Raw genomic sequence first — 19,404 nt, 5'->3', positions numbered from 1 at the left:
TTAAAATACTTTAACTTACCTATGTCGCTCTATCGAACTACTGCTAAACTTAATCATAATGAAAAAGGTCATACTCACTACTCTGGGGGTCGTCTGCTATATGGTCATTGCCTGCCCGGATGCAGGGGCCGTTCACTTAAAAGCTGATACCACTGCTTTCAATATTTATTTTGGTGACAGACAGGCTGGTAAGCAACTAACCGTCAATTACCCTGAAAACACTTACACCACTACCTACGAGTTTAATGACAGGGGCCGTGGTCCGTATCTGGAAGAACAAATAATTTTAAACGAACAGGGAATACCACGCTCCTTCATTGCCGTCGGACACGACTACATGAAAGATACCGTATCAGAAACATTTACACTGTATGGCCAGCGTGCCCAGTGGAAAAGTGAGGCTGAAGCAGGTAGCCTGACCCTGGAAGGAGAAACAGCACTCTATAGCCCGGGGCAAAGCTCCTTTGTGCCCATGGAAATACTCGTGAAATATCTGCTGCGAGATGAGGGTAACAGCGTAAGGCTGTTACCTGGGGGCGAGGCCAGGATACTAGATGTGCAACCACATACCTTTGGCGACACCCTAACCCTGAAGCTTGTATCACTGTCCGGCTTTTCCTTTGCTCCATACCAATTATGGGTAGACCAGGATAATAATATGGTTGCTTACCTTTATACTACCTGGTTCGCTCTTATCAGGGAAGGCTACCATACCCTTCGTTCCGACATGCTGGACCTTCAAACAACCAAAGAGGACATTTACTACGAAGAGCTAGCTACCCGGCTAACCGAACTGCCTGACAACGGGTTTGCCATCACAAATGTGAAACTGTATGACCCCGTATCAATGAGCATACAGGAAAACATGACTGTAGCCGTAGAAAATAACCGTATTTCTATGGTTGCCCCTACTTCTGGAGCCACCTTGCCAAAAGACCTGAAAATCATAGACGGTAGTGGGAAAACCCTGCTCCCGGGACTCTTCGACATGCACACACATATAAGTAAGTCAGACGGTATTTTACACCTTGCAGCTGGCGTTACTTCCGTTCGTGATATGGGGAATACCCTGCAGCTTCCTGAGCTGAGCAAGCAATTCAACGAAAATGAGCTCTTGGGGCCCCGGCTGGTAGTTATGGCAGGATTTATCGATAAAGAAGGTCCTTATACGGGTCCTACCGGCAAATCAATTGCCAGCCTTGAGGAAGGACTCGAAGCTATTGAGTATTATCATAACAACGGCTATAAACAGATAAAGCTATATAGCTCCATAGAACCTGAATGGGTAAAACCCCTGGCTGAAAAGGCCCACTCACTGGACATGAGGCTTAGTGGCCATATTCCTTCTTTTATGACTGCGGAAGAGGCTGTGAGAGATGGATATGATGAGATCCAACACGCTAATATGGTCTTGCTGAATTTTATGCCGGACACCATTGATACCCGTACCCCACTTAGATTCACGCATGTGGGAGCACATGGCCATGAGGTGGAAACAGAAAGCAAAACATTTGCAGAGTTCACTGACCTGCTCAAAGAAAATAGTGTAGCACTCGATCCTACAGTCTCAGTATTTGAAGGCATGTTCAAAGGCCGGAAAGGCCGGGCCAACCCGGCATTTGCTATGATTGTAGACAGGCTCCCGGTACAAACCCGCAGAAGTTACTATCAGAGCGGTCTACCTATACCGGAAGAAGAGCGTGAATACTTCTCAGAGTCATTTCAGCGAATGCTGGATATAGTGAAAACCCTGCATGACAATGGCGTCACCATTATTCCAGGAACAGATGCCATGGCGGGGTTTGCCCTTCACAGGGAGCTGGAAAACTATGTAAAAGCCGGATTGAGCCCACGAGAAGTTCTCAGAACAGCTACCCTCACCTCTGCAGAAGTAACAGGAATGGATGACTCCCTGGGTTCATTAGAAACGGGTAAGCTTGCAGATATGATATTAGTGGACGGTAACCCTGCAGAGGATATCAGTAAGATAAGAAATGTAGTACTCACAATTAAAGACGGTAGGTTATATGACCCGAAAAAGCTCTATGAAGCTATTGGGGTAGAGTAGCTTAGATGAAGGAATACAAAATTCAGTTTTTTTCTTCCAATCATGGGTTACTTTCCCCGAGCTGAGTAATAAACCAACTGACAGATCATCATAACCGTTTAGAGAAGACTCGTGGTCAAAGTGAACGGGAGTGGTTCTGGCGCACACCCTGAACCTCTATTTTTTCCCGGGAGTTACACCCGGCCGGTAAAGCACCGGATGCCGTCTTGAAGTGTGTAATCGAATTAGTCATCGGCAACATTGATACTCGGCAGCATGTAAAGCAGCAGTTCGCATACCCGCGGACTGCTTTTTTTATGCCCTCCGCTATTTCACATGATTTCTTTATTATTACTATCTTTTCAGGCCTGAAAAAGAAAAAGCTATGTCAACCCAAAAATTTTCTTTCAAAGACAAGAAAGATCTGCTCAAGCTACGATTATATGATAAAGTACAAAGGTGGTTACTACCCACTGTAGGAAGGAAACAGTCAGAAGAGGCTATCAAATCATATGAGTTCCGTGACGATGATATTATTATCGCCACGTATATGAAGTCCGGCACCACCTTGCTACAGATGCTACTTTATCAGTTATTAACTGATGGCCGGATGGATTTCACCCATATTTATCAAAAAAGCCCCTTCATTGAGGAAACTATGGTGAGAGGAGGTCGTCTGGATAAATACCCCTCTCCAAGAATCCTGAAAACACACTTCTATTACGATTTCTTTCCTCCTGAAATGAAGGGCAGGTTCATCGTATGTGTTCGGAATGGCATGGATGTGGCTGTTTCCAAATATCATCATTATTTGAACTATAATGTTCCTGATCTCACCTGGCAAGATTTTTATAACAAATATTGGCTCGACAAAAACGAGTCTTACTTCCCTCATGTGCAGGGTTGGCTTGAAAATGAGCACAACTTCGACATTTACTACCTCTATTACGAAGACCTCATAAGTAATAAGCGCTCTGCGATAGAAGGCATTGCAAGGTTTCTGAATATCTCACCCACTGAGGAGACCATTCAGCGCGTCATAGACCGGACAGACTTTTCATTTATGAAAGAGCACCAGGACAAATTTGGCGAACCATTACCGGGACAGTACCTGGAAGAGTATTATAGTATGGGATTCGGAAGGAAGTACTTTTCCTCTGAACAACAGAGCATGTTCAGTCAACTTTATAAGCAACACCTTAGCCGGTTTGGATTAAGGCACGGATTAGTTATTTCCCCTAATAACCCCACTCCTGCTGCTTCAAGGTAGACATTACAAAAACACAGAAAGCTTCTATGGCATTAGCTTTAGGGTGATTGGCACGCTTATTGAACTATTCTGAGCGTAACCAATTACCAAAGAATTATGAAACGATTTATAGCAATTACCGCTTTTGCCCTCTTTATAATAAGTGGTCAGCAAGCGCTGGCTCAGGGTAAAGGATATGGCAGACCTGATTGGGTCAGGGAAATGCAGAAGAATAAAGTGGCCGCTAAATCAGACAGAAAAGGTCATAAGAAATATAAAACCCAGAATCGAAAGGAAGAAAGGCAGGAATGGGAAGAATACGAAGAGGAAATTCGTAAAGAACGGGAAGATCTGAAAAAAGAGCGTGAAAGACTGCAGAAAGAAAGGGAGAAGTTGAGAAAAGAGCGTGAGGAGTATGAAAAAGAACGTGAGGAGCGTGCCGAGAAAGATGAGGGGCCCTCACGCAGAGAAAGGGGCAGCAAGCGTGGTGAAACTAATGGTGTGGACAATACGGAGAAAAAACCGAGAGAACGCCGTACCCGAACTGAACGCAGCCGAGCTACAGAGGAGAACGGTGGCTACCTGACGGAGGTCTTAAAAGGCATACCTGAAGCTTTTTCAATGCCGATGCAGAAGGAAGGCTGATATAAATAACCGGACAATATTTTAGAGGCCTTTTCCAAGCCAAGATGCCTGAGTATCTTTGCCGCATGGAAAAGGCCTCACTTATTTATAAATACTTCCCAAACCTGACCGAAAAGCAAAAAGCTCAGTTTGAAGCGCTGGATGATCTTTACCGGGAGTGGAACACTAAAATTAACCTTATATCCCGAAAGGATATTGACCATCTGTATGGGAAGCATGTACTTCACTCGTTAGCCATAGCGAAAATTGTACAGTTTCAGCCAGGCACCCTTATCCTAGATGTAGGTACAGGCGGAGGCTTTCCGGGTATCCCTCTTGCCATTCTCTTTCCGGAGGTAGAGTTTCACCTGGTGGATAGTATAGGAAAAAAGATTACGGTGGTGGAAGCCGTGATAGAGGACCTGAAATTAGTAAATGCCCGTGCTGAAAAGATCCGGGCTGAACAGATAGATGGGATAGGTGCCTACGAGTTTGTGGTAAGCAGGGCTGTAACTCGTCTAAAGCCGCTTTATAGCTGGGTTAAGCCCCTTATATCGACGGTTTCACACCACGACCTTCCAAATGGAGTTATTTCGCTCAAAGGGGGTGACCTTACGGATGAATTGCACGAGGCAAACCTATCCACAAGGGTATGGGACATTCCGGATATCTTTCCGGAAGAGTACTTTGATACCAAAAAGATTGTGTATGCCCGACGAGGAAAAAAGGGCTGATAGCATAAAAAAAGCCGCTTTCGGAAATTCCGGGAGCGGCTTTTCTATCTTATTTTTTTACTTAGTAGATATCAGGGTACTTTTCCGGAGCAACTTCGCTCATTAACTCGTACACCGTATCAAAAACGGTCTCAGTGTTGGGCTTACTGAAGTAGTCACCATCAGAAGAGTAAGCAGGTCGGTGAGCCTGGGCACAGATTGTTACCGGCTGGCTATCCAGATAGAAATAACCGTCCTGCTCTTCCAGCACTTTTTGCATCATGTAGGCACTTGCGCCGCCTGGCACATCCTCATCTGCAAAAATGACCCGATTCGTTTTCTTTAAAGACTCTACAATGCTGTGATGTCTGTCAAATGGCAGCAAGGTTTGCACGTCGATAATTTCACAGCTTATGCCTATTTCATCCAGTTGCTCAGCAGCATCGGCTACTACCCTGCACATGGAGCCATAAGTAACTATCGTAACATCCGTACCTTCACGCAGTACCTCAGGCACACCAAGGGGAACAGTAAATTCACCAATATTTGTCGGAATGCTTTCTTTAAGGCGGTAGCCATTAAGACACTCAATGATCAGGGCAGGATCATCAGACCTGAGCATTGTGTTATAAAAACCAGCCGCCTGGGTCATATTGCGAGGCACCAAAACGTAGATTCCTCTCAGGCTGTGCAGGATCATGCCTATAGGAGAGCCTGAATGCCACACACCTTCCAGCCTGTGTCCGCGTGTACGGATAATCAGAGGGGCTTTTTGTCCACCAGCCGTCCGGTATTGCAAACAAGCCAGGTCATCTGACAATATTTGTATAGCATAAAGCAGATAGTCCAGGTATTGTATTTCTGCAATGGGACGAAGACCACGCAGGGCGGTACCTATCCCCTGTCCTATTATAGTACACTCACGTATCCCTGTGTCTGTAACTCTAATTTCACCGTGCTTATCCTGTAAGCCTGCGAAGGCCTGGTTCACATCTCCGATTTTACCCACATCCTCACCAAAGGCAAATACCCTCGGATCATTGGTCAGAGCCGCATCAAAGCAGGCCTGCAATACCTCACGGCCGTCCACAGGCTTCGCTTCATCGTCAAACTGTGGCTCGACTATCTCTACCTTAAGAGCAGAATCTTCTGACTCAGAATATAAATGAGAACTGAACCGTTTTTCATTAGCCTCCATGGCATCTGCCAGCCACTGCTGAAGGTCCCTGCGGCTTTGCAGGTCTTCACTTCTGACAACGCGAAGGGCCTGCTTTACTGTACGGACCACATCTACCCTTATCGGGTTCATGGTTTCTTTCAGCTCTTTTATAAGGCTATTGAGAGTATCGCTGTCGGCACTTTCTCCCGCCAGCTTTTCCATTAAACCTACGGCCTCATTCAGCTCTCCTTTAATGTCGCCGGTAAAAGCTTTCCAGGCAGCATTTTTTGCATCACGGGCAGCCTTCTGAGTTTCTTTCTCTATCTCGTCAAGCTCGGCCTCAGTAGCCAGCTCCTGCTCCAGTATCCAGTAACGCATCTGGCGGAGACAATCATACTCAGCTTCCCACTCCAGGCGTTCTTTACTTTTATATCTTTCATGTGACCCTGAGGTAGAGTGCCCCTGGGGCTGGGTCATTTCTTTTACATGAATAAGCACCGGGACATGCTCATCACGGCAGTATGCTTCTGCCTTGCTGTAGGCCTCCATAAGACCGGGATAGTCCCAGCCCCGAACGGTGATAATTTCGAATCCGGCTTCATCATCCGTACGCTGAAATCCTTTGAGTACCTCACTGATAGAGCCCTTTGTGGTATGGTATTCCTTAGGGACGGAAATTCCATATTCATCATCCCATATAGAGACGAGCATAGGTACCTGAAGCACACCAGCCGCGTTAATAGCTTCATAAAACATACCCTCAGAGGTACTGGCATTACCAATGGTGCCGAAGGCTATCTCGTTACCATTTATACTGAATTGCTCATATTCTTTCAGAGCGGGATTTTCACGGTATAGCTTGCTGGCATAAGCAAGACCTACCAGACGGGGCATTTGCGAAGCGGTAGGAGAAATATCCGAGCTACTGTTAGGCTGATTGGTTTGCGACTGCCATTCACCATTATCGTCCAGAAAGCGCGTACCAAAGTGTCCGTTCATGAGGCGACCACCGGATGCAGGCTCTGCCTCCAGGTCTGTATGGGCATAGAGCTGGGCAAAATACTGTTGTACGGTAGACTGGCCGATGGCAAACATAAACGTTTGATCACGATAGTAGCCAGATCTCCAGTCACCCGGCTTAAAGGCTCTCGCCATAGCTAATTGGGCTACCTCTTTACCATCTCCGAAAATACCGAACTTGGCTTTGCCCATGAACACCTCCTTACGGCCAAGTAAACTGGCATGCCGGCTAAGCCAACCAAGGCGGTAATCTGAAATTATCTGCTCACGGTCGAGATCGATGTCTGTAGCAATGTCCTGTACCTTCACGATAAATGCTTTAGAATAGAACCAAAATAGGATAAAAAATGGCGGTCGGAATACCCGCAGCAAACCAAATTTACATAAAATGATAAAGCGGTCAAATCCCCGCAAACGATTGCTGCTATATTAAGAAATCGAAAACTAGTGTGCTTGTTTACTGTGGGGATATTATATTTGCATTAGAACCTTTTGCAAAAAAGCTATGAAATTCGAAAGCCTTTTACATAAAATTATCTTCGCTTCAGTTTTTTTTCTGTTTTTAGCCGGAACAGCCTTTGCTCAGGCCGAACTTACGTTTGAGGAGAGTACCCATGATTTTGGCAAAATCCAGGAGGGATCTATTGCCACGCATGAGTTCCGCTTTGTAAACACCGGGGATCAACCATTGATTATCAGCAATGTACGCGCAAGTTGCGGATGTACTACTCCTTTTTACACCAAAGAACCTATACTGCCAGGTAAAGAGGGAGTCATTACCGCCAGCTACAATAGCAAAAACAGACCCGGTGTATTCCATAAGAGCATTTCGGTTAACACTAATGCAGCCACCCCCTCTTCAGTGCTGTACATAAAAGGTGAGGCCGTTAAAGAAACCGACCCTACTAAGCTGTACTCAACTGAAGAACTTGCTGCATCTCCGGTAATCTCGCTACCTGAAAAAGTCATTTCAGCAGGAAAGCTGGAAGTGAGCCAGGCGGTGCCCCTGCGTGTAACCATAGAAAACAAAGGCAAAAGCAAGCTTGTGATCTCCAGTGTATACAGTGATTGCCGTTGTGTGGCCTTTCGCCCCGGTGATGATATGATCATCGCTCCTGGTGAAAGCAAAAAGGTAGAACTGAGGCTTCAGCCGCCAGCGGTTGGTAACATTGATAATGAAGTAAGGGTATATTCTAATGACCTTCGCCAGCCGGAAGCTACTTTCAGGCTAAAGGGTGAGGTCGTGAAAAGCCTCATGAATAACAACATGCTGAAAGAGGGCAGTAACAACCCCTTCGAATTCTGAAAAGCTGACTGAAAGCCTCTTAATAATCGGCAAATTAACCGGCCGCTGCCAGGCGTTTATTTTTAACCATCTCCGCAGCGGCTGTACTATTTTGCTTCGTAAAAATAACCAGCTCCTTCGTTACCAGATACTTAAAAGGCCCCACACTAAAGTTCACCCCACTGAGTCCCGGGAGCTTGTTTAGCTTACAGTGGCTATGACGCAATTGCTCCTTAAAGCCGGCCCTTGAAGTCAAGGCAAGAAGCTTATTATAGGTAAGGTGATTGAGTTCAAGATATTCATTTTTAAGGTCATGTCTGCCCACCAGTGTCCTGTTATGCTTTTCTATTAACTTCATCAGGTATTTTTTAGGCAGGTATTGACTCCATGGTATTTTTACCCAGGGAGAAAGATGAGCAGCCCAGGGACTTTCCCACGGCGGGAAACTCACGAACAGTATACCATCATCAGCAAGACATCCCTTGAGTTTTTCCAGAATAGCCATTAGCACCGGAAAGGCAATATGTTCAGCCACATCATTCATAAAGATAACATCAAATTTACCCTCCGGAGGCTCCTCAAGAATATTCTGCAGGTGAAAGGACAGTCTTTTATCATGCGGACCATGTTTTGCCTGAAGCGCAGTAGCAATCTCTATGTGGTTCTTATCGATGTCATAGCCTTCAATATGGCAGTCAAACTGCTGGGCAATCCATATGGTCATCCCCCCCATACCACAACCAAAATCTAACACCCGCAGACCATCAAGGGATAGATACTGCTGTATCAACTTTTTATCTAGCCAAAGGTGAGAGTCATCGCTTAGGAGGTTTCGCTCAGCGTAATCGAAGCCTTCCGTGAACTGTGCTTCCTGCATATTGTAATCATTTACTAGTGGTTCTGCTTTATTAAAATAATACAATCTGACTGAAAAAGAAATATTTTCCACCTATTTGCTTACCTCTTTAAACAAACGTTAGCTTGGCCTGATTAAGGAGCAGAAGCTTATTACACAATGTTTATTTATTACCATGTCATTGCCTATATTTGCGGCCAGGCTCAAAAATTGAATTTTAAAGATGATTATTGGGGTACCTAAAGAAATTAAGAATAACGAGAACAGGGTCGCACTGACTCCTGCCGGATGCGCAGAACTCGTTAAAGCCGGCCATACGGTTTATCTTCAGCAGACTGCCGGAGAAGGCAGTGGTTTTATGGACGATGAGTACACGGCCGCTGGTGGCCAGCTCCTTCCTACGATAGAGGCAGTTTATGATACCGCCGAGATGATCATGAAAGTGAAAGAGCCTATCGAAGAGGAGTATAGTCTTGTAAAAAAAGACCAACTGGTATTCACTTACTTCCACTTTGCCTCTTCAGAACCACTTACCAATGCTATGGTAAAAAGTGGCGCTGTATGCCTGGCCTACGAAACCGTCGAAAAGGCTGACCGGAGTCTTCCCCTACTTATCCCAATGTCTGAAGTGGCTGGCCGCATGTCTATCCAGCAGGGAGCCAAATATTTAGAAAAACCTCTGCGTGGCCGTGGAATCCTACTTGGAGGAGTTCCGGGTGTACGCCCTGCTAAAGTGCTTATACTTGGCGGTGGAGTAGTAGGTACACAGGCAGCTAAGATGGCGGCAGGCCTTGGGGCAGATGTCACCATCATGGATGTGAACCTGCAGCGTCTGCGCTATCTGGCAGATATTATGCCTGCTAATGTGAATACCTATATGTCTAACGAATACAACATTCGTGACATACTACCTTCAATAGACCTTGTGGTGGGGGCCGTACTAATCCCTGGTGCAAAAGCGCCTCATCTGGTGACCCGTGACATGCTACCTCTTATGCGCCCCGGCACGGTACTAGTAGACGTTGCTGTGGATCAAGGAGGTTGTATAGAAACCTGCGAACCTACCACGCATGCTAACCCTACTTATATAATCGACGAGATAGTACACTATTGTGTAGCTAATATGCCTGGCGCGGTACCTTACACCTCTACTCTAGCGCTCACCAATGCTACCTTTCCCTATGCTTTACAATTGGCTAATAGGGGCTGGGCAGAAGCGGCACGCCGCAATGATGAGATTAAAAAAGGCCTCAATGTCATTAATGGTGATATTGTTTATGAAGGTGTTGCTGATGCATTCGGCAGAAAATTCGTCCCGGTAGAAAAATACATCGGGGATTAATGTTCCTTTAAAAAAAAGCGGGCCGGGCCCGCTTTTTTTATTATTATGTCACCGGTTCACTGTATTCCGGTATCGCGTCGATAAAATCGTACGTGCCTTTATCGTGGTCAATCTCACAGCAAAAATGAGACAGTCCATTAGTAACTATCAAATAGGGCGCCCCCAGCACCTTATTATAAGCGGCTGCCTGCTCGAAGGTCTTTCGGGACACTTTTACTTCGGGAGCCTTGCATTCTACAAGCATTAGCGGTGAAACGCTGCGATCATAGACCACTATATCGGACCGTCTCTGCATTTGATTATACTTTATGCCAGCCTCTGCTCGTATCAAACCCTGGGGATAGTTTAAATAATTGGTCAGATAGGCGATAAAATGTTGCCTGACCCACTCTTCTGGAGTGAGAACCAAATATTTTTTTCGTATAGGGTCAAAAATTACTAATTTTCCTGCCTGCCTTTCGACACGGCATGCGTAAGGAGGTAGATTAAGCTTCACCATGTCGTAAATTAGATAAACTCATTGCATGAAAACAAAAAAGGAGATCGTAGATAACTGGCTACCACGGTATACAGGCACCCCATTGGAGGAATTCGGTGAATATATTTTGCTCACAAACTTCCAGAATTATGTGCAAATGTTTGCTGAGCGATTTGGTGTTGAGGTTCGTGGCAAGGAAAAACCGATGCAAACGGCTACCGCCGAAAATATTACTATCATAAACTTCGGCATGGGTAGCGCCATGGCTGCCACCGTTATGGACTTATTATCTGCAGTAGCCCCTAAGGCGGCCCTGTTTTTAGGCAAATGCGGAGGTTTAAAAAAGAAAACCCAGCTCGGAGACCTCATTTTACCTATTGCTGCTATACGCGGTGACGGTACCAGTAATGATTACATGCCTCCTGAGATACCTGCCCTTCCTTCATTCAGGTTACAGCGTGCTGTCAGTTCCTCTATCGTTAATCATGAGTCAGACTACTGGACAGGCACAGTATATACTACCAATCGCCGGGTATGGGAGCACGATAAGGCCTTCAAAAAATATCTCAGAAAAATCCGGGCTATGGGCATCGATATGGAAACTGCCACAATATTTACGGTAGGATTTATGAACGAAATACCCCATGGGGCCTTGCTGTTGGTTTCAGATAATCCAATGATTCCTGAGGGTGTAAAAACTGAGCAGAGCGACGCTAAAGTGACGTCAAAATTCGTCGAGAATCACTTGGCCATTGGCATTGATGCCCTTCAGGACCTGAGAGACTCAGGTGAAAGCGTAAAGCATCTCCGTTTCGAATAATCTCAACCACCATATAGTTATGAAAAAAACCTTACTGCTGGCTATCGGCCTGCTGATACTGGGAAGCTGCACCCAGAATACCTCAGAAACTGCATCAGGTGAACAGGCTGATCTGATTGTACATAACGCACGTGTTTATACTGTAGATAGCAGTTTTACTGTGGCTCAGGCCTTTGCAGTAAAGGACGGCAAATTTGTAAAAATTGGCAGTGACGAGGAGATAAAAGGAGCCTACGCTGCCAAACAAACCCTGGACGCCGGAGGCAAGCCTGTTTACCCTGGTTTTCATGACGCGCACAGCCACTTTTTCGGATATGGCCTTTTTCTTCAGGATGTAAACCTGGTAGGCAGCAGGTCCTTAGAAGAAATAATGGATCGTATAGCAGCCCACCGTGAGAAATACCCCAATCAGGAATGGATTGTAGGCCGTGGCTGGGATCAAAACCTGTGGGAAGACAAAAGCTTTCCTGAAAACAGCGAGCTGAACAGGGCCTACCCCGATGTACCGGTTTTCTTAACCCGGATTGATGGGCATGCGGCTTTGGTAAATGAGAAAGCGCTGACCCTTGCTCAGGTGGAGGCCTCTACCCCGGTGGAAGGCGGTAAGATATTGCTTACCGGTGAAGGGATACCGAGTGGGGTATTGATAGATAACGGAGTAGACCTGGTACAGAATGTAATCCCTACCCCTACCCGGGAAATAGCTACTAAAGGGCTAAAGCTTGCTCAAAAAAACTGCTTTGAGGTAGGCCTTACAAGCATATGTGATGCCGGCCTGGCAAAAGGCCAGATTGACCTTGTAGACTCATTGCAGAAATCAAACGACCTCCAAATCAGGATGTACGCCATGGCTAACCCAAATGAGGAAAACCTAAGCCATTTCCTGAATAGTGGTCCTTATAAAACAGAGAGGCTAACGGTAACCGGCTTTAAGGTGTATGCTGACGGAGCACTGGGTTCCCGTGGCGCATGCTTGCTTAAAGCATATGCAGACGACCCGGAAAATTACGGCCTCATGGTTACTACCAAAGAACAAATGGAGGAGCTGGCTGCGAGAATTCATGCAGGAGGCTTCCAGATGAATACACACGCGATAGGTGATTCAGCAAACAGGGTGGTTCTTAACATATATGCGGAAAATCTGGGAGGCAAAAACGATCGCCGCTGGCGAGTGGAACACGCCCAGGTGGTGAACCCTGCCGATATTGCTTCTTTTGGCCAGTACAGTATTATACCATCAGTACAACCTACACACGCCACTTCGGATATGGATTGGGCAGATGAGCGACTTGGAGAGGAGCGTATAGCCCATGCATATGCTTACAAAGATTTACTGGCCCAGAACGGACATATTCCTCTAGGTAGCGACTTTCCGGTAGAACAGATTAACCCGCTTTACGGTTTTCATGCGGCAGTGGCCAGAAAAGCAGCAGACGGACACCCCGATGGAGGCTTTCAGATGAAAAACTCCCTGTCACGCGAGGAAGCGCTCAGGGGCATGACTATCTGGGCAGCTTACGCCAATTTTGAAGATGAGCAAAAGGGCTCAATCGAAAATGGAAAGGTTGCCGATTTTGTGATTTTAGAGGAGGACCTGATGGAAGCTCCTGAATCATCTCTGCGTGACATTAAAGTAACTGCCACCTACGTGGATGGCCGCGAGGTTTACAAAAAGTAATTTTTTAAATGCCTGAAGCATTTCAGCCTTATTTTGCATTGGTGGTCGTAGTGGCCACCTTTGTTGTAATGTACACCGATAAATTTCGCCCTGGAGTGGTGCTTTTTTCGGCTGTGATGGTTTTTATGGTGACAGGCATTTTGACGCCAGACATTGTCCTGTCTGGCTTTAGTAATGAGAGCATTGCCAGTATTTTACTACTGATACTTATCACTGCGGGTCTTCGGAAAAGCTTTAATATCGAAAGCATTTTCAACTCGATATATCATGGAGTATCATCCTACCGCGGATTTCTGTTAAGAATGATGCTCAAGGTGGCTGCCTTGTCATCTGTGGTGAATAACACACCTGTAGTGGCTCTCATGACTCCTTATGTATTCGGGTGGGGTAAAAAGAATAATATTGCACCAAGCAAACTGCTGATTCCACTAAGCTTTGCCACCATATTCGGTGGCATGATCACCCTGATAGGCACCTCCACTACCCTGGTGCTGGATGGGTTTATAGAAGAAGAGATTGGAGGTCATATAAACCTCCTTCACTTGTCTTTTATCGGTGCAGCAGTCACAATAACAGGAATACTGTTCCTGACCCTGGCGGGTAACAGGCTCTTGCCTGACCGCTCGGATGTGATCGATGAATTCAAAGAAAATGTCAGGGAGTATCTGGTGGAAACGATGCTATCCGATTCATCTGCCATGATTGGCAAGACTGTGATTGAAGCCGGACTAAGGAATCTTAAAGGGGTCTTTCTGGTAGAAATTGTCCGTGGAGAAGACATTATCTATCCGGTGGAACCCTCTGAGGTCATCGAGGCGAATGACATATTGATTTTTGCCGGTCAGACGGAGGACATTGTAGACCTGGTCAATAACAATTCCGGTCTGAGGCTTCCGCCTCAAACCTTTATCCGACAGGAAAAAATAGAAGTCGTGGAAGCGGTAACCACACCTAATTCTCCCCTAATAGGAAAGCGGGTGAAGGACAGCGACTTTCGAAACCGTTTTGATGCAGCAATCATTGCTATCCACCGGAACGGTGAAAAGCTCAGAGGTAAGATCGGTGAAATAAAAATATCCCCCGGTGACCTTTTGTTGATCTTTGCGGGTACAGACTTTTTCAATCGAACTGAATATTTCAGAGAGATTTATGTAGTCTCTAAATTACGGGAGATAGTAAAGCCACGAAGTTTAAAGCGAAACATTATGCTTGGCTTGTTAATTCTGGCCATTATACTGCTAATGGCTGGGGTCTTTAACCTGTTTACGTCTCTTATGATCATCTTCTTCCTCATGGCAAGTTTTCGCATGATCTCACTGCAGGATGTTCAAAGAGAACTAGACATGAACCTTATCGCTATTCTGGTTTTCTCCCTGGCCATGGGTAAGGCTATCCTCGTTACGGGAGCAGGTGACTTGGTGGCTGAAAACTTTCTTTCGATCTTTCAGCCTATGGGGCTTATCGGAGTCGTCACCGGCCTGGTGATCCTTACTACCATACTCACCAGCTTTATTACTAATGTAGGGGCCGTTTCTATCATTTTTCCACTAGCATATTCCCTCAGTCAGCAATTAGGTATTCCAGGTATGCCCCTATATCTGGCCCTGGCCTTCTCGGCCTCAGCAGCTTTTCTAACCCCTATTGGCTATCAGACAAACCTCATCATCTATGGACCAGGTGGGTATAATTTTAAAGACTTTCTGAAGGTGGGCTTCCCGGTAACTGTAGTTTACCTGTGTACCGTTATGGCTGTATTAATAATCCTCTACGGCGATCTCTTCTTCGGCATTTAACGTCACACGATTACGTTCCCTGGGGATTTTAACCATAAGCAGCACCCCAAAACCCACAACAAAGAACAGACCTAAGGCAAGTGAACTAAGACGCATACTCTGGGTAAGTTGCTCAACCAGAGCATAGGCAAAGGTCCCCAGTACTGTACTCATTTTCTCGGTTACATCGTAGAAACTAAAGTAGCTGGTATGATCTATAGATTTGTAGGGAATTAATTTGGCGTAAGTGGCCCGGCTCAGTGACTGAATACCTCCCATGACAAGCCCCACCACAAAAGCGAGAAGATAGAACTGCACCTCATTTGTGATATAATAGGCGCTGAGACATATTCCGATCCATATACCCACCATGGTGAGAAGGCTGAAGCGATTGCCCCTGACCTTACTAATGAAGGCAAAAAAGTAAGATCCTGCTATTGCTACGATCTGAATTATAAGAATGGTGAGAATAAGTGACGTGCTTGGTAGTTCGAGTTCCTTCTCCCCAAAAGTGGCAGCCAGGTACATGGTTGTTTGCACCCCGGCAGAGTAAAAGAAAAAGGCAATCAGGTATTTTTTTAGCCTGGGCAGGGAAGAAAGGCTTTTCCAGACCATTCTAAGCTCCTGATACCCTTTCTTTATCACATGCTTATCTGGCCGCCTCTTGTAAACATTTTCCGGTAGCCTGCTAAATGGAATCTGTGCAAAACCTATCCACCAGATACCTACCATAAGAAAGGATACCTTCGCAGGCATGCTGCCTGGTTCGAGACCAAAAGCTCCGGGCCAGGTAAGCATCACGATATTCACAATCATGAGAATAACGCTACCTACATAACCGTAGCTAAACCCTCGTGCACTTACCAGGTCATACCGGTTAGGTGATACAATTTCAGGAAGGAATGCATTATAGAAAACCAGCGCACCGCCGTAACCCACACTCGCCAGCACGGAAGCAATAATTCCAAACTCTACATTTTTGCCCTCGAAGAAAAAGAGAGAAATACAGGAAAGAGAACCAAGAATGGTAAAAAACTTCATGAAGGCCTTTTTACGGCCGCTGTAGTCAGCTATGCCTGACAGCAAGGGGGACAAACAGGCAATGAGCAGAAAGGAAAAAGAGATGCTATAGGAATAGAGAACCGTATTCTCAACTTCGATCCCAAAAAACCGTATGCGATCGCCATCGAAGGCTGCCCTGGTTACTTCGTTGTAATACACCGGGAAAATGGTGCTCGTAATTACCAGGCTATAAACGGAATTTGCCCAGTCATACATACACCAGGCATTTACCGTTCTTTTGTCATTTAACTTCATATATCCGGCCGTTTGACCTAAGCCAGGCTAAACATACTGATTAGAAGGGGCTATTTCAAATCAGGAAATACAAAAGAGGCTGTCTTAAAAGACCGCCTCTTTCTTTTTATTCAAATTATAATTTTGCATTTGGAAAACTACCGCGGGGTTGCACCCCACTGTTGCCATTTCTGCGAAGTTATACTTCGCTATGCAGAATGTTTTAAGTAATTCACGACATATTAATTGGCACCTAAAGAGACCTTGCTGCTTTTGAGACAGCCCCTTCTAGGCTTCATTTAGGTAAATTACTGCCCTCGTCCAACCCCTGCGAAGCAGCATATTGAATTTTTCTACTGTCAGCCTTTCTTAGCTTACCCTGCACATCCATAACAATACCCATTGCAGCATTTTTATCTACCTGCAGGGACATGAGGAATTTAGTCTGATCAGCCTGACTTAACTTCCTCTTTTCTTCAAGGGCAAAATTAAGGATTCCTTCAGCCTCAATGAGAACATCATTGACCTGTATCCGTGGTTCAGAGCCATAGAGCCTTATATCTTTAGGGTTACCAATGTAGATATGACTTACCAGTGATTTGCGCTCAATTTTATTCAGTTACCTGACAAGTGGTGTATCATTTTTACCAATAACTCATCTTCTTTCATAACAGTAGTAACCATAAAAAAGAAGAGAAGCATGAATATAATGTCAGGCAAAGCACTGGTGGGAATTTCTTTTCCTGACTTTTTGTCCTTTTTGGATATTTTCATAGTGAGGATTATTTAGTATGAGTAATCGGTAGGTTCCGCTAGTGAAATGCCCATAGGAATACCCATTAGCGCCTTTTCACGCAGTCTTTTTTCATTTGGGTTACTGCTATTCAGCTTACGAAACTCTCCAGCCGTCATGCCAATTCGCTCACCATATATCTCATAGTAAGCTCCCTGCACCTCATCCAGAACGGCAATGTGTAGCTGGTAATTTGATCCACGATCTGTCTTAATGCTAACAATAGCCTTTCGGGGGCTATCACTTAATGAAGCTACTTTTCCATAGTTAAGTACATGAGCTTTCACTCTATCCCTTAACACAGAAAGGTCGGTCAATGGCTCTCCTTCAACCTGCATATTATTTTCTGCGAGTTAATAAGAATATTGAATACGTTTCGCTCGTGTACTTCAGTCGTTACCTCTTTAGCAGGAGGTAGCATAAAGGTGAGTCCTTTATCTGTTTTGATCTGGATGGTAACAAGGAAAAAGATGAGAAGTAAGAAGGCAATATCGGCCATAGACCCTGCATTGACTTCATTGATTAACCGATGGGTTGCTTTTGCCATATGTATTGGATTTTGGTGACACACAACGGACATAGCGGGTGAACCAGCAAAACACAACACACAAATTAATCAGGCAATCACTGCTTAAATAGTAACGTTAAGCTGATTGAAAAATTATTTACTGAAGTAAATGGAGAGTCTAAGCAGGGCGGGTGAAACCGGAAGAAAGGAAGGAATAACTGAGAAGAGGCAGATGGGTATCATGGTATACGATTAAATAAGCAGGCGAAGGCTTACATACCTTGTAGTATCTAAAGATAGATTGGCATTAAAGGGGATACAGTCAATGAAAGGGCATAAAAAAACCCTCCGCTGTAAGGAGGGTTTTATATTCGTTTCGAGAAGTTTCTACAGTGCGTCTGGTACTTCCAGTGAAGAAGAGTACATAAGCTTACGAGCGTTTGCTTCGCGAAGCTCACCCTGAACATCAAGTACGAGGCCCATTTTGGCATCTCTATCGACGCTCATAGACATGGTAATCTGATCACGTTCAGCTTCAGCAAGCTTATCTTTTTCCCTGGCTACATAGTTGGTAATACCGCTAGGCTCGATAAGAACATCATTCACCTGAATTCTAGGCTCCGTGCCGTAGATCTCAGTTTTCTTAGGCTTTCCTATATAGATGTAGCTTACAAGTGACTTCCTTTCGATCTTATTCAACTGCTCGGCAAGAGGCACAGAATTTTCAACAAGAAGTTCATCTTCTCTCATGACAGTTGTCACCATAAAGAAGAAGAGCAACATGAAAATAATGTCCGGAAGTGCCGAGGTAGGGATTTCCTGACTGGAAGAAGTTTTCTTTTTAAACTTCGACATATCTACTAGTTATTGTAGTTCGTAGGTTCTGCAAGTGAAATACCCATTGGAATTCCTTCACGACCTTGGTCACGAAGAGCTTTTTCACGGGGATTCTTGGAACTCAATTTCCTGAACTCATCAGCAGTAAGTCCTACTCGCTCGCCATATATTTCATAATAGGCTCCCTGTATCTCATCCAGCGTAGCAATGTACTTTTCGTAGCTAGTACCACGGTCAGTTTTTAGAGATACGATAGCTTTAGTAGGGCTTTCACTCAGGTCAGGGTTGCGGCCGTTATTCATAACGTGCTCTTTCACCCTGGGCTTGAGCTTAGACATATCCAAAAGAGGCTCCCCTTCTACAAGCAACCTATCTGAAGAGTTAATCAGGACCTTGAAGATGTTTCTTTCCTTCTGCTTTACTACTTCCTGATCTTCATTCTTAGGAGGCAGCATGAAGGTAAGACCTTTATCTGTTTTGATCTGGGTGGTAACGAGGAAGAATATCAGCAGGAGGAAGGCAATGTCTGCCATTGATCCTGCATTCACCTCATTAGTCATCCTGTTTTTAGATCTTGCCATTATCTGACGAGTTTAAGCAATTCAGTAATCACGATACTGACGACGGCAATTCCAAAAAGTATATACATCAGAATGAGAGCTCCGCCAACAGTCTTTACAGTTTCAGCGTCAAATCCTCTTGCTCTAATTAGTCCTGTCACTTCATCACCAGCTAACGCGTAGCTCACGAAGAACAGAACGACCAGGGCTAGGATTCCAACGCCTGACTTTACCAGACCTGCGGGATTAGAGAAGGAGCTTACCAATGGGGCAAGAATTGCCAGGATCACTCCAACGATAATCAGTCCGTAGGTGGTATATAGTGCGATGTTAATCCAATCCATACCTATAACGTTTTGCAGGTGAG

At 45.2% G+C, this 19,404-nt stretch carries 20 protein-coding genes; 9 read left to right on the top strand and 11 right to left on the bottom strand.

Annotation, left to right across the window (positions count from 1 at the left end; all coding sequences use genetic code 11):
* Positions 1-58: 58 nt before the first annotated feature.
* From AB9P05_RS14745 to rsmG, 4 genes are all read left to right on the top strand, one after another.
* The gene (locus AB9P05_RS14745; RefSeq protein ID WP_371909596.1) at positions 59-2,068 is read left to right on the top strand and encodes an amidohydrolase family protein; all 2,010 of its coding nucleotides are present in this window, start codon (positions 59-61) and stop codon (positions 2,066-2,068) included.
* 364 nt (positions 2,069-2,432) lie between these two features.
* Positions 2,433-3,317, top strand: a complete 885-nt coding sequence (locus tag AB9P05_RS14740; RefSeq protein ID WP_371909595.1) for a sulfotransferase domain-containing protein — start codon at positions 2,433-2,435, stop codon at positions 3,315-3,317.
* Positions 3,318-3,413: 96 nt separating this feature from the next.
* Entirely contained in the window at positions 3,414-3,941 is a 528-nt protein-coding gene (locus AB9P05_RS14735) for a hypothetical protein (protein WP_371909594.1), read from the top strand.
* A 65-nt stretch (positions 3,942-4,006) separates the two neighbouring features.
* A complete protein-coding gene (gene rsmG / locus AB9P05_RS14730; protein WP_371909593.1) occupies positions 4,007-4,654 on the top strand; it encodes a 16S rRNA (guanine(527)-N(7))-methyltransferase RsmG in 648 nt (215 codons plus the stop codon).
* A gap of 61 nt (positions 4,655-4,715) precedes the next feature.
* Here the strand turns inward: rsmG and AB9P05_RS14725 are convergent, their stop codons facing one another.
* The gene (locus AB9P05_RS14725; RefSeq protein ID WP_371909592.1) at positions 4,716-7,121 is read right to left on the bottom strand and encodes a thiamine pyrophosphate-dependent enzyme; all 2,406 of its coding nucleotides are present in this window, start codon (positions 7,119-7,121) and stop codon (positions 4,716-4,718) included.
* A gap of 196 nt (positions 7,122-7,317) precedes the next feature.
* Between AB9P05_RS14725 and AB9P05_RS14720 the strand changes: the two genes are divergently transcribed.
* Positions 7,318-8,118, top strand: a complete 801-nt coding sequence (locus tag AB9P05_RS14720) for a DUF1573 domain-containing protein (RefSeq protein WP_371909591.1) — start codon at positions 7,318-7,320, stop codon at positions 8,116-8,118.
* 34 nt (positions 8,119-8,152) lie between these two features.
* Here AB9P05_RS14720 and AB9P05_RS14715 read toward each other — a convergent pair whose 3' ends face one another.
* Positions 8,153-8,974 (bottom strand): cyclopropane-fatty-acyl-phospholipid synthase family protein, encoded by an 822-nt coding sequence (locus tag AB9P05_RS14715; RefSeq protein WP_371909590.1) that lies wholly within the window; start codon positions 8,972-8,974, stop codon positions 8,153-8,155.
* 202 nt (positions 8,975-9,176) lie between these two features.
* On the opposite strand from AB9P05_RS14715, the gene ald reads away from it, so the two are divergent.
* The gene (gene ald, locus AB9P05_RS14710) at positions 9,177-10,295 is read left to right on the top strand and encodes an alanine dehydrogenase (RefSeq protein ID WP_371909589.1); all 1,119 of its coding nucleotides are present in this window, start codon (positions 9,177-9,179) and stop codon (positions 10,293-10,295) included.
* A 43-nt stretch (positions 10,296-10,338) separates the two neighbouring features.
* Here the strand turns inward: ald and AB9P05_RS14705 are convergent, their stop codons facing one another.
* The gene (locus AB9P05_RS14705) at positions 10,339-10,794 is read right to left on the bottom strand and encodes a type I restriction enzyme HsdR N-terminal domain-containing protein (protein ID WP_371909588.1); all 456 of its coding nucleotides are present in this window, start codon (positions 10,792-10,794) and stop codon (positions 10,339-10,341) included.
* Between the two features lie 25 nt (positions 10,795-10,819).
* Between AB9P05_RS14705 and AB9P05_RS14700 the strand changes: the two genes are divergently transcribed.
* Genes AB9P05_RS14700 through AB9P05_RS14690 form a run of 3 tightly spaced genes read left to right on the top strand, consistent with a single transcriptional unit; the run spans position 10,820 to position 15,064 of the window.
* Positions 10,820-11,593 carry an AMP nucleosidase gene (locus AB9P05_RS14700; protein WP_371909587.1) on the top strand — a complete coding sequence of 258 codons (774 nt, stop codon included), beginning with the start codon at positions 10,820-10,822 and terminating at the stop codon, positions 11,591-11,593.
* Between the two features lie 19 nt (positions 11,594-11,612).
* Positions 11,613-13,271: an amidohydrolase gene (locus AB9P05_RS14695; protein ID WP_371909586.1), complete on the top strand. Its 1,659-nt coding sequence runs from the start codon at positions 11,613-11,615 to the stop codon at positions 13,269-13,271.
* Between the two features lie 8 nt (positions 13,272-13,279).
* Entirely contained in the window at positions 13,280-15,064 is a 1,785-nt protein-coding gene (locus tag AB9P05_RS14690; RefSeq protein ID WP_371909585.1) for an SLC13 family permease, read from the top strand.
* Here the strand turns inward: AB9P05_RS14690 and AB9P05_RS14685 are convergent.
* From AB9P05_RS14685 to AB9P05_RS14650, 8 genes are all read right to left on the bottom strand, one after another.
* Positions 15,026-16,360 carry an MFS transporter gene (locus AB9P05_RS14685; protein ID WP_371909584.1) on the bottom strand — a complete coding sequence of 445 codons (1,335 nt, stop codon included), beginning with the start codon at positions 16,358-16,360 and terminating at the stop codon, positions 15,026-15,028. The genes AB9P05_RS14690 and AB9P05_RS14685 overlap by 39 nt on opposite strands.
* Positions 16,361-16,634: 274 nt before the next feature.
* Complete coding sequence (locus AB9P05_RS14680) at positions 16,635-16,772, bottom strand: hypothetical protein (protein WP_371909583.1); 138 nt, start codon at positions 16,770-16,772, stop codon at positions 16,635-16,637.
* A 182-nt stretch (positions 16,773-16,954) separates the two neighbouring features.
* Entirely contained in the window at positions 16,955-17,113 is a 159-nt protein-coding gene (locus AB9P05_RS14675; protein ID WP_371909582.1) for an ExbD/TolR family protein, read from the bottom strand.
* A 12-nt stretch (positions 17,114-17,125) separates the two neighbouring features.
* Positions 17,126-17,470: a biopolymer transporter ExbD gene (locus tag AB9P05_RS14670; protein WP_371909581.1), complete on the bottom strand. Its 345-nt coding sequence runs from the start codon at positions 17,468-17,470 to the stop codon at positions 17,126-17,128.
* On the bottom strand, positions 17,446-17,679 hold the full coding sequence (locus AB9P05_RS14665; protein ID WP_371909580.1) for an ExbD/TolR family protein: 234 nt from the start codon (positions 17,677-17,679) through the stop codon (positions 17,446-17,448). Before AB9P05_RS14665 ends, AB9P05_RS14670 begins: the two co-directional genes overlap by 25 nt.
* 348 nt (positions 17,680-18,027) lie before the next feature.
* Entirely contained in the window at positions 18,028-18,495 is a 468-nt protein-coding gene (locus AB9P05_RS14660) for an ExbD/TolR family protein (RefSeq protein WP_371909579.1), read from the bottom strand.
* A gap of 5 nt (positions 18,496-18,500) precedes the next feature.
* A complete protein-coding gene (locus AB9P05_RS14655; protein WP_371909578.1) occupies positions 18,501-19,058 on the bottom strand; it encodes an ExbD/TolR family protein in 558 nt (185 codons plus the stop codon).
* Entirely contained in the window at positions 19,058-19,381 is a 324-nt protein-coding gene (locus tag AB9P05_RS14650; RefSeq protein ID WP_371909577.1) for a hypothetical protein, read from the bottom strand. Before AB9P05_RS14650 ends, AB9P05_RS14655 begins: the two co-directional genes overlap by 1 nt.
* Positions 19,382-19,404 lie beyond the last annotated feature (23 nt).

Source organism: Roseivirga sp. BDSF3-8 (genome assembly GCF_041449215.1).
Lineage (GTDB): Bacteria > Bacteroidota > Bacteroidia > Cytophagales > Cyclobacteriaceae > JBGNFV01.
The sequence above is the reverse complement of the archived record's forward strand: the minus strand, read 5'-3'. Positions and strand labels throughout refer to the sequence as shown.

Coding starts and splice junctions, on each gene's coding strand:
- AB9P05_RS14655 (WP_371909578.1), bottom strand. CDS start 19,058: ATGGCAAGATCTAAAAACAGGATGACTAATGAGGTGAATGCAGGATCA.
- AB9P05_RS14695 (WP_371909586.1), top strand. CDS start 11,613: ATGAAAAAAACCTTACTGCTGGCTATCGGCCTGCTGATACTGGGAAGC.
- AB9P05_RS14740 (WP_371909595.1), top strand. CDS start 2,433: ATGTCAACCCAAAAATTTTCTTTCAAAGACAAGAAAGATCTGCTCAAG.
- AB9P05_RS14685 (WP_371909584.1), bottom strand. CDS start 16,360: ATGAAGTTAAATGACAAAAGAACGGTAAATGCCTGGTGTATGTATGAC.
- AB9P05_RS14720 (WP_371909591.1), top strand. CDS start 7,318: ATGAAATTCGAAAGCCTTTTACATAAAATTATCTTCGCTTCAGTTTTT.
- AB9P05_RS14680 (WP_371909583.1), bottom strand. CDS start 16,772: ATGTCCCTGCAGGTAGATAAAAATGCTGCAATGGGTATTGTTATGGAT.
- AB9P05_RS14665 (WP_371909580.1), bottom strand. CDS start 17,679: ATGGCAAAAGCAACCCATCGGTTAATCAATGAAGTCAATGCAGGGTCT.
- AB9P05_RS14700 (WP_371909587.1), top strand. CDS start 10,820: ATGAAAACAAAAAAGGAGATCGTAGATAACTGGCTACCACGGTATACA.
- AB9P05_RS14675 (WP_371909582.1), bottom strand. CDS start 17,113: ATGAAAATATCCAAAAAGGACAAAAAGTCAGGAAAAGAAATTCCCACC.
- AB9P05_RS14690 (WP_371909585.1), top strand. CDS start 13,280: ATGCCTGAAGCATTTCAGCCTTATTTTGCATTGGTGGTCGTAGTGGCC.
- AB9P05_RS14660 (WP_371909579.1), bottom strand. CDS start 18,495: ATGTCGAAGTTTAAAAAGAAAACTTCTTCCAGTCAGGAAATCCCTACC.
- ald (WP_371909589.1), top strand. CDS start 9,177: ATGATTATTGGGGTACCTAAAGAAATTAAGAATAACGAGAACAGGGTC.
- AB9P05_RS14745 (WP_371909596.1), top strand. CDS start 59: ATGAAAAAGGTCATACTCACTACTCTGGGGGTCGTCTGCTATATGGTC.
- AB9P05_RS14735 (WP_371909594.1), top strand. CDS start 3,414: ATGAAACGATTTATAGCAATTACCGCTTTTGCCCTCTTTATAATAAGT.
- AB9P05_RS14715 (WP_371909590.1), bottom strand. CDS start 8,974: ATGCAGGAAGCACAGTTCACGGAAGGCTTCGATTACGCTGAGCGAAAC.
- AB9P05_RS14670 (WP_371909581.1), bottom strand. CDS start 17,470: ATGCAGGTTGAAGGAGAGCCATTGACCGACCTTTCTGTGTTAAGGGAT.
- AB9P05_RS14705 (WP_371909588.1), bottom strand. CDS start 10,794: ATGGTGAAGCTTAATCTACCTCCTTACGCATGCCGTGTCGAAAGGCAG.
- AB9P05_RS14650 (WP_371909577.1), bottom strand. CDS start 19,381: ATGGATTGGATTAACATCGCACTATATACCACCTACGGACTGATTATC.
- rsmG (WP_371909593.1), top strand. CDS start 4,007: ATGGAAAAGGCCTCACTTATTTATAAATACTTCCCAAACCTGACCGAA.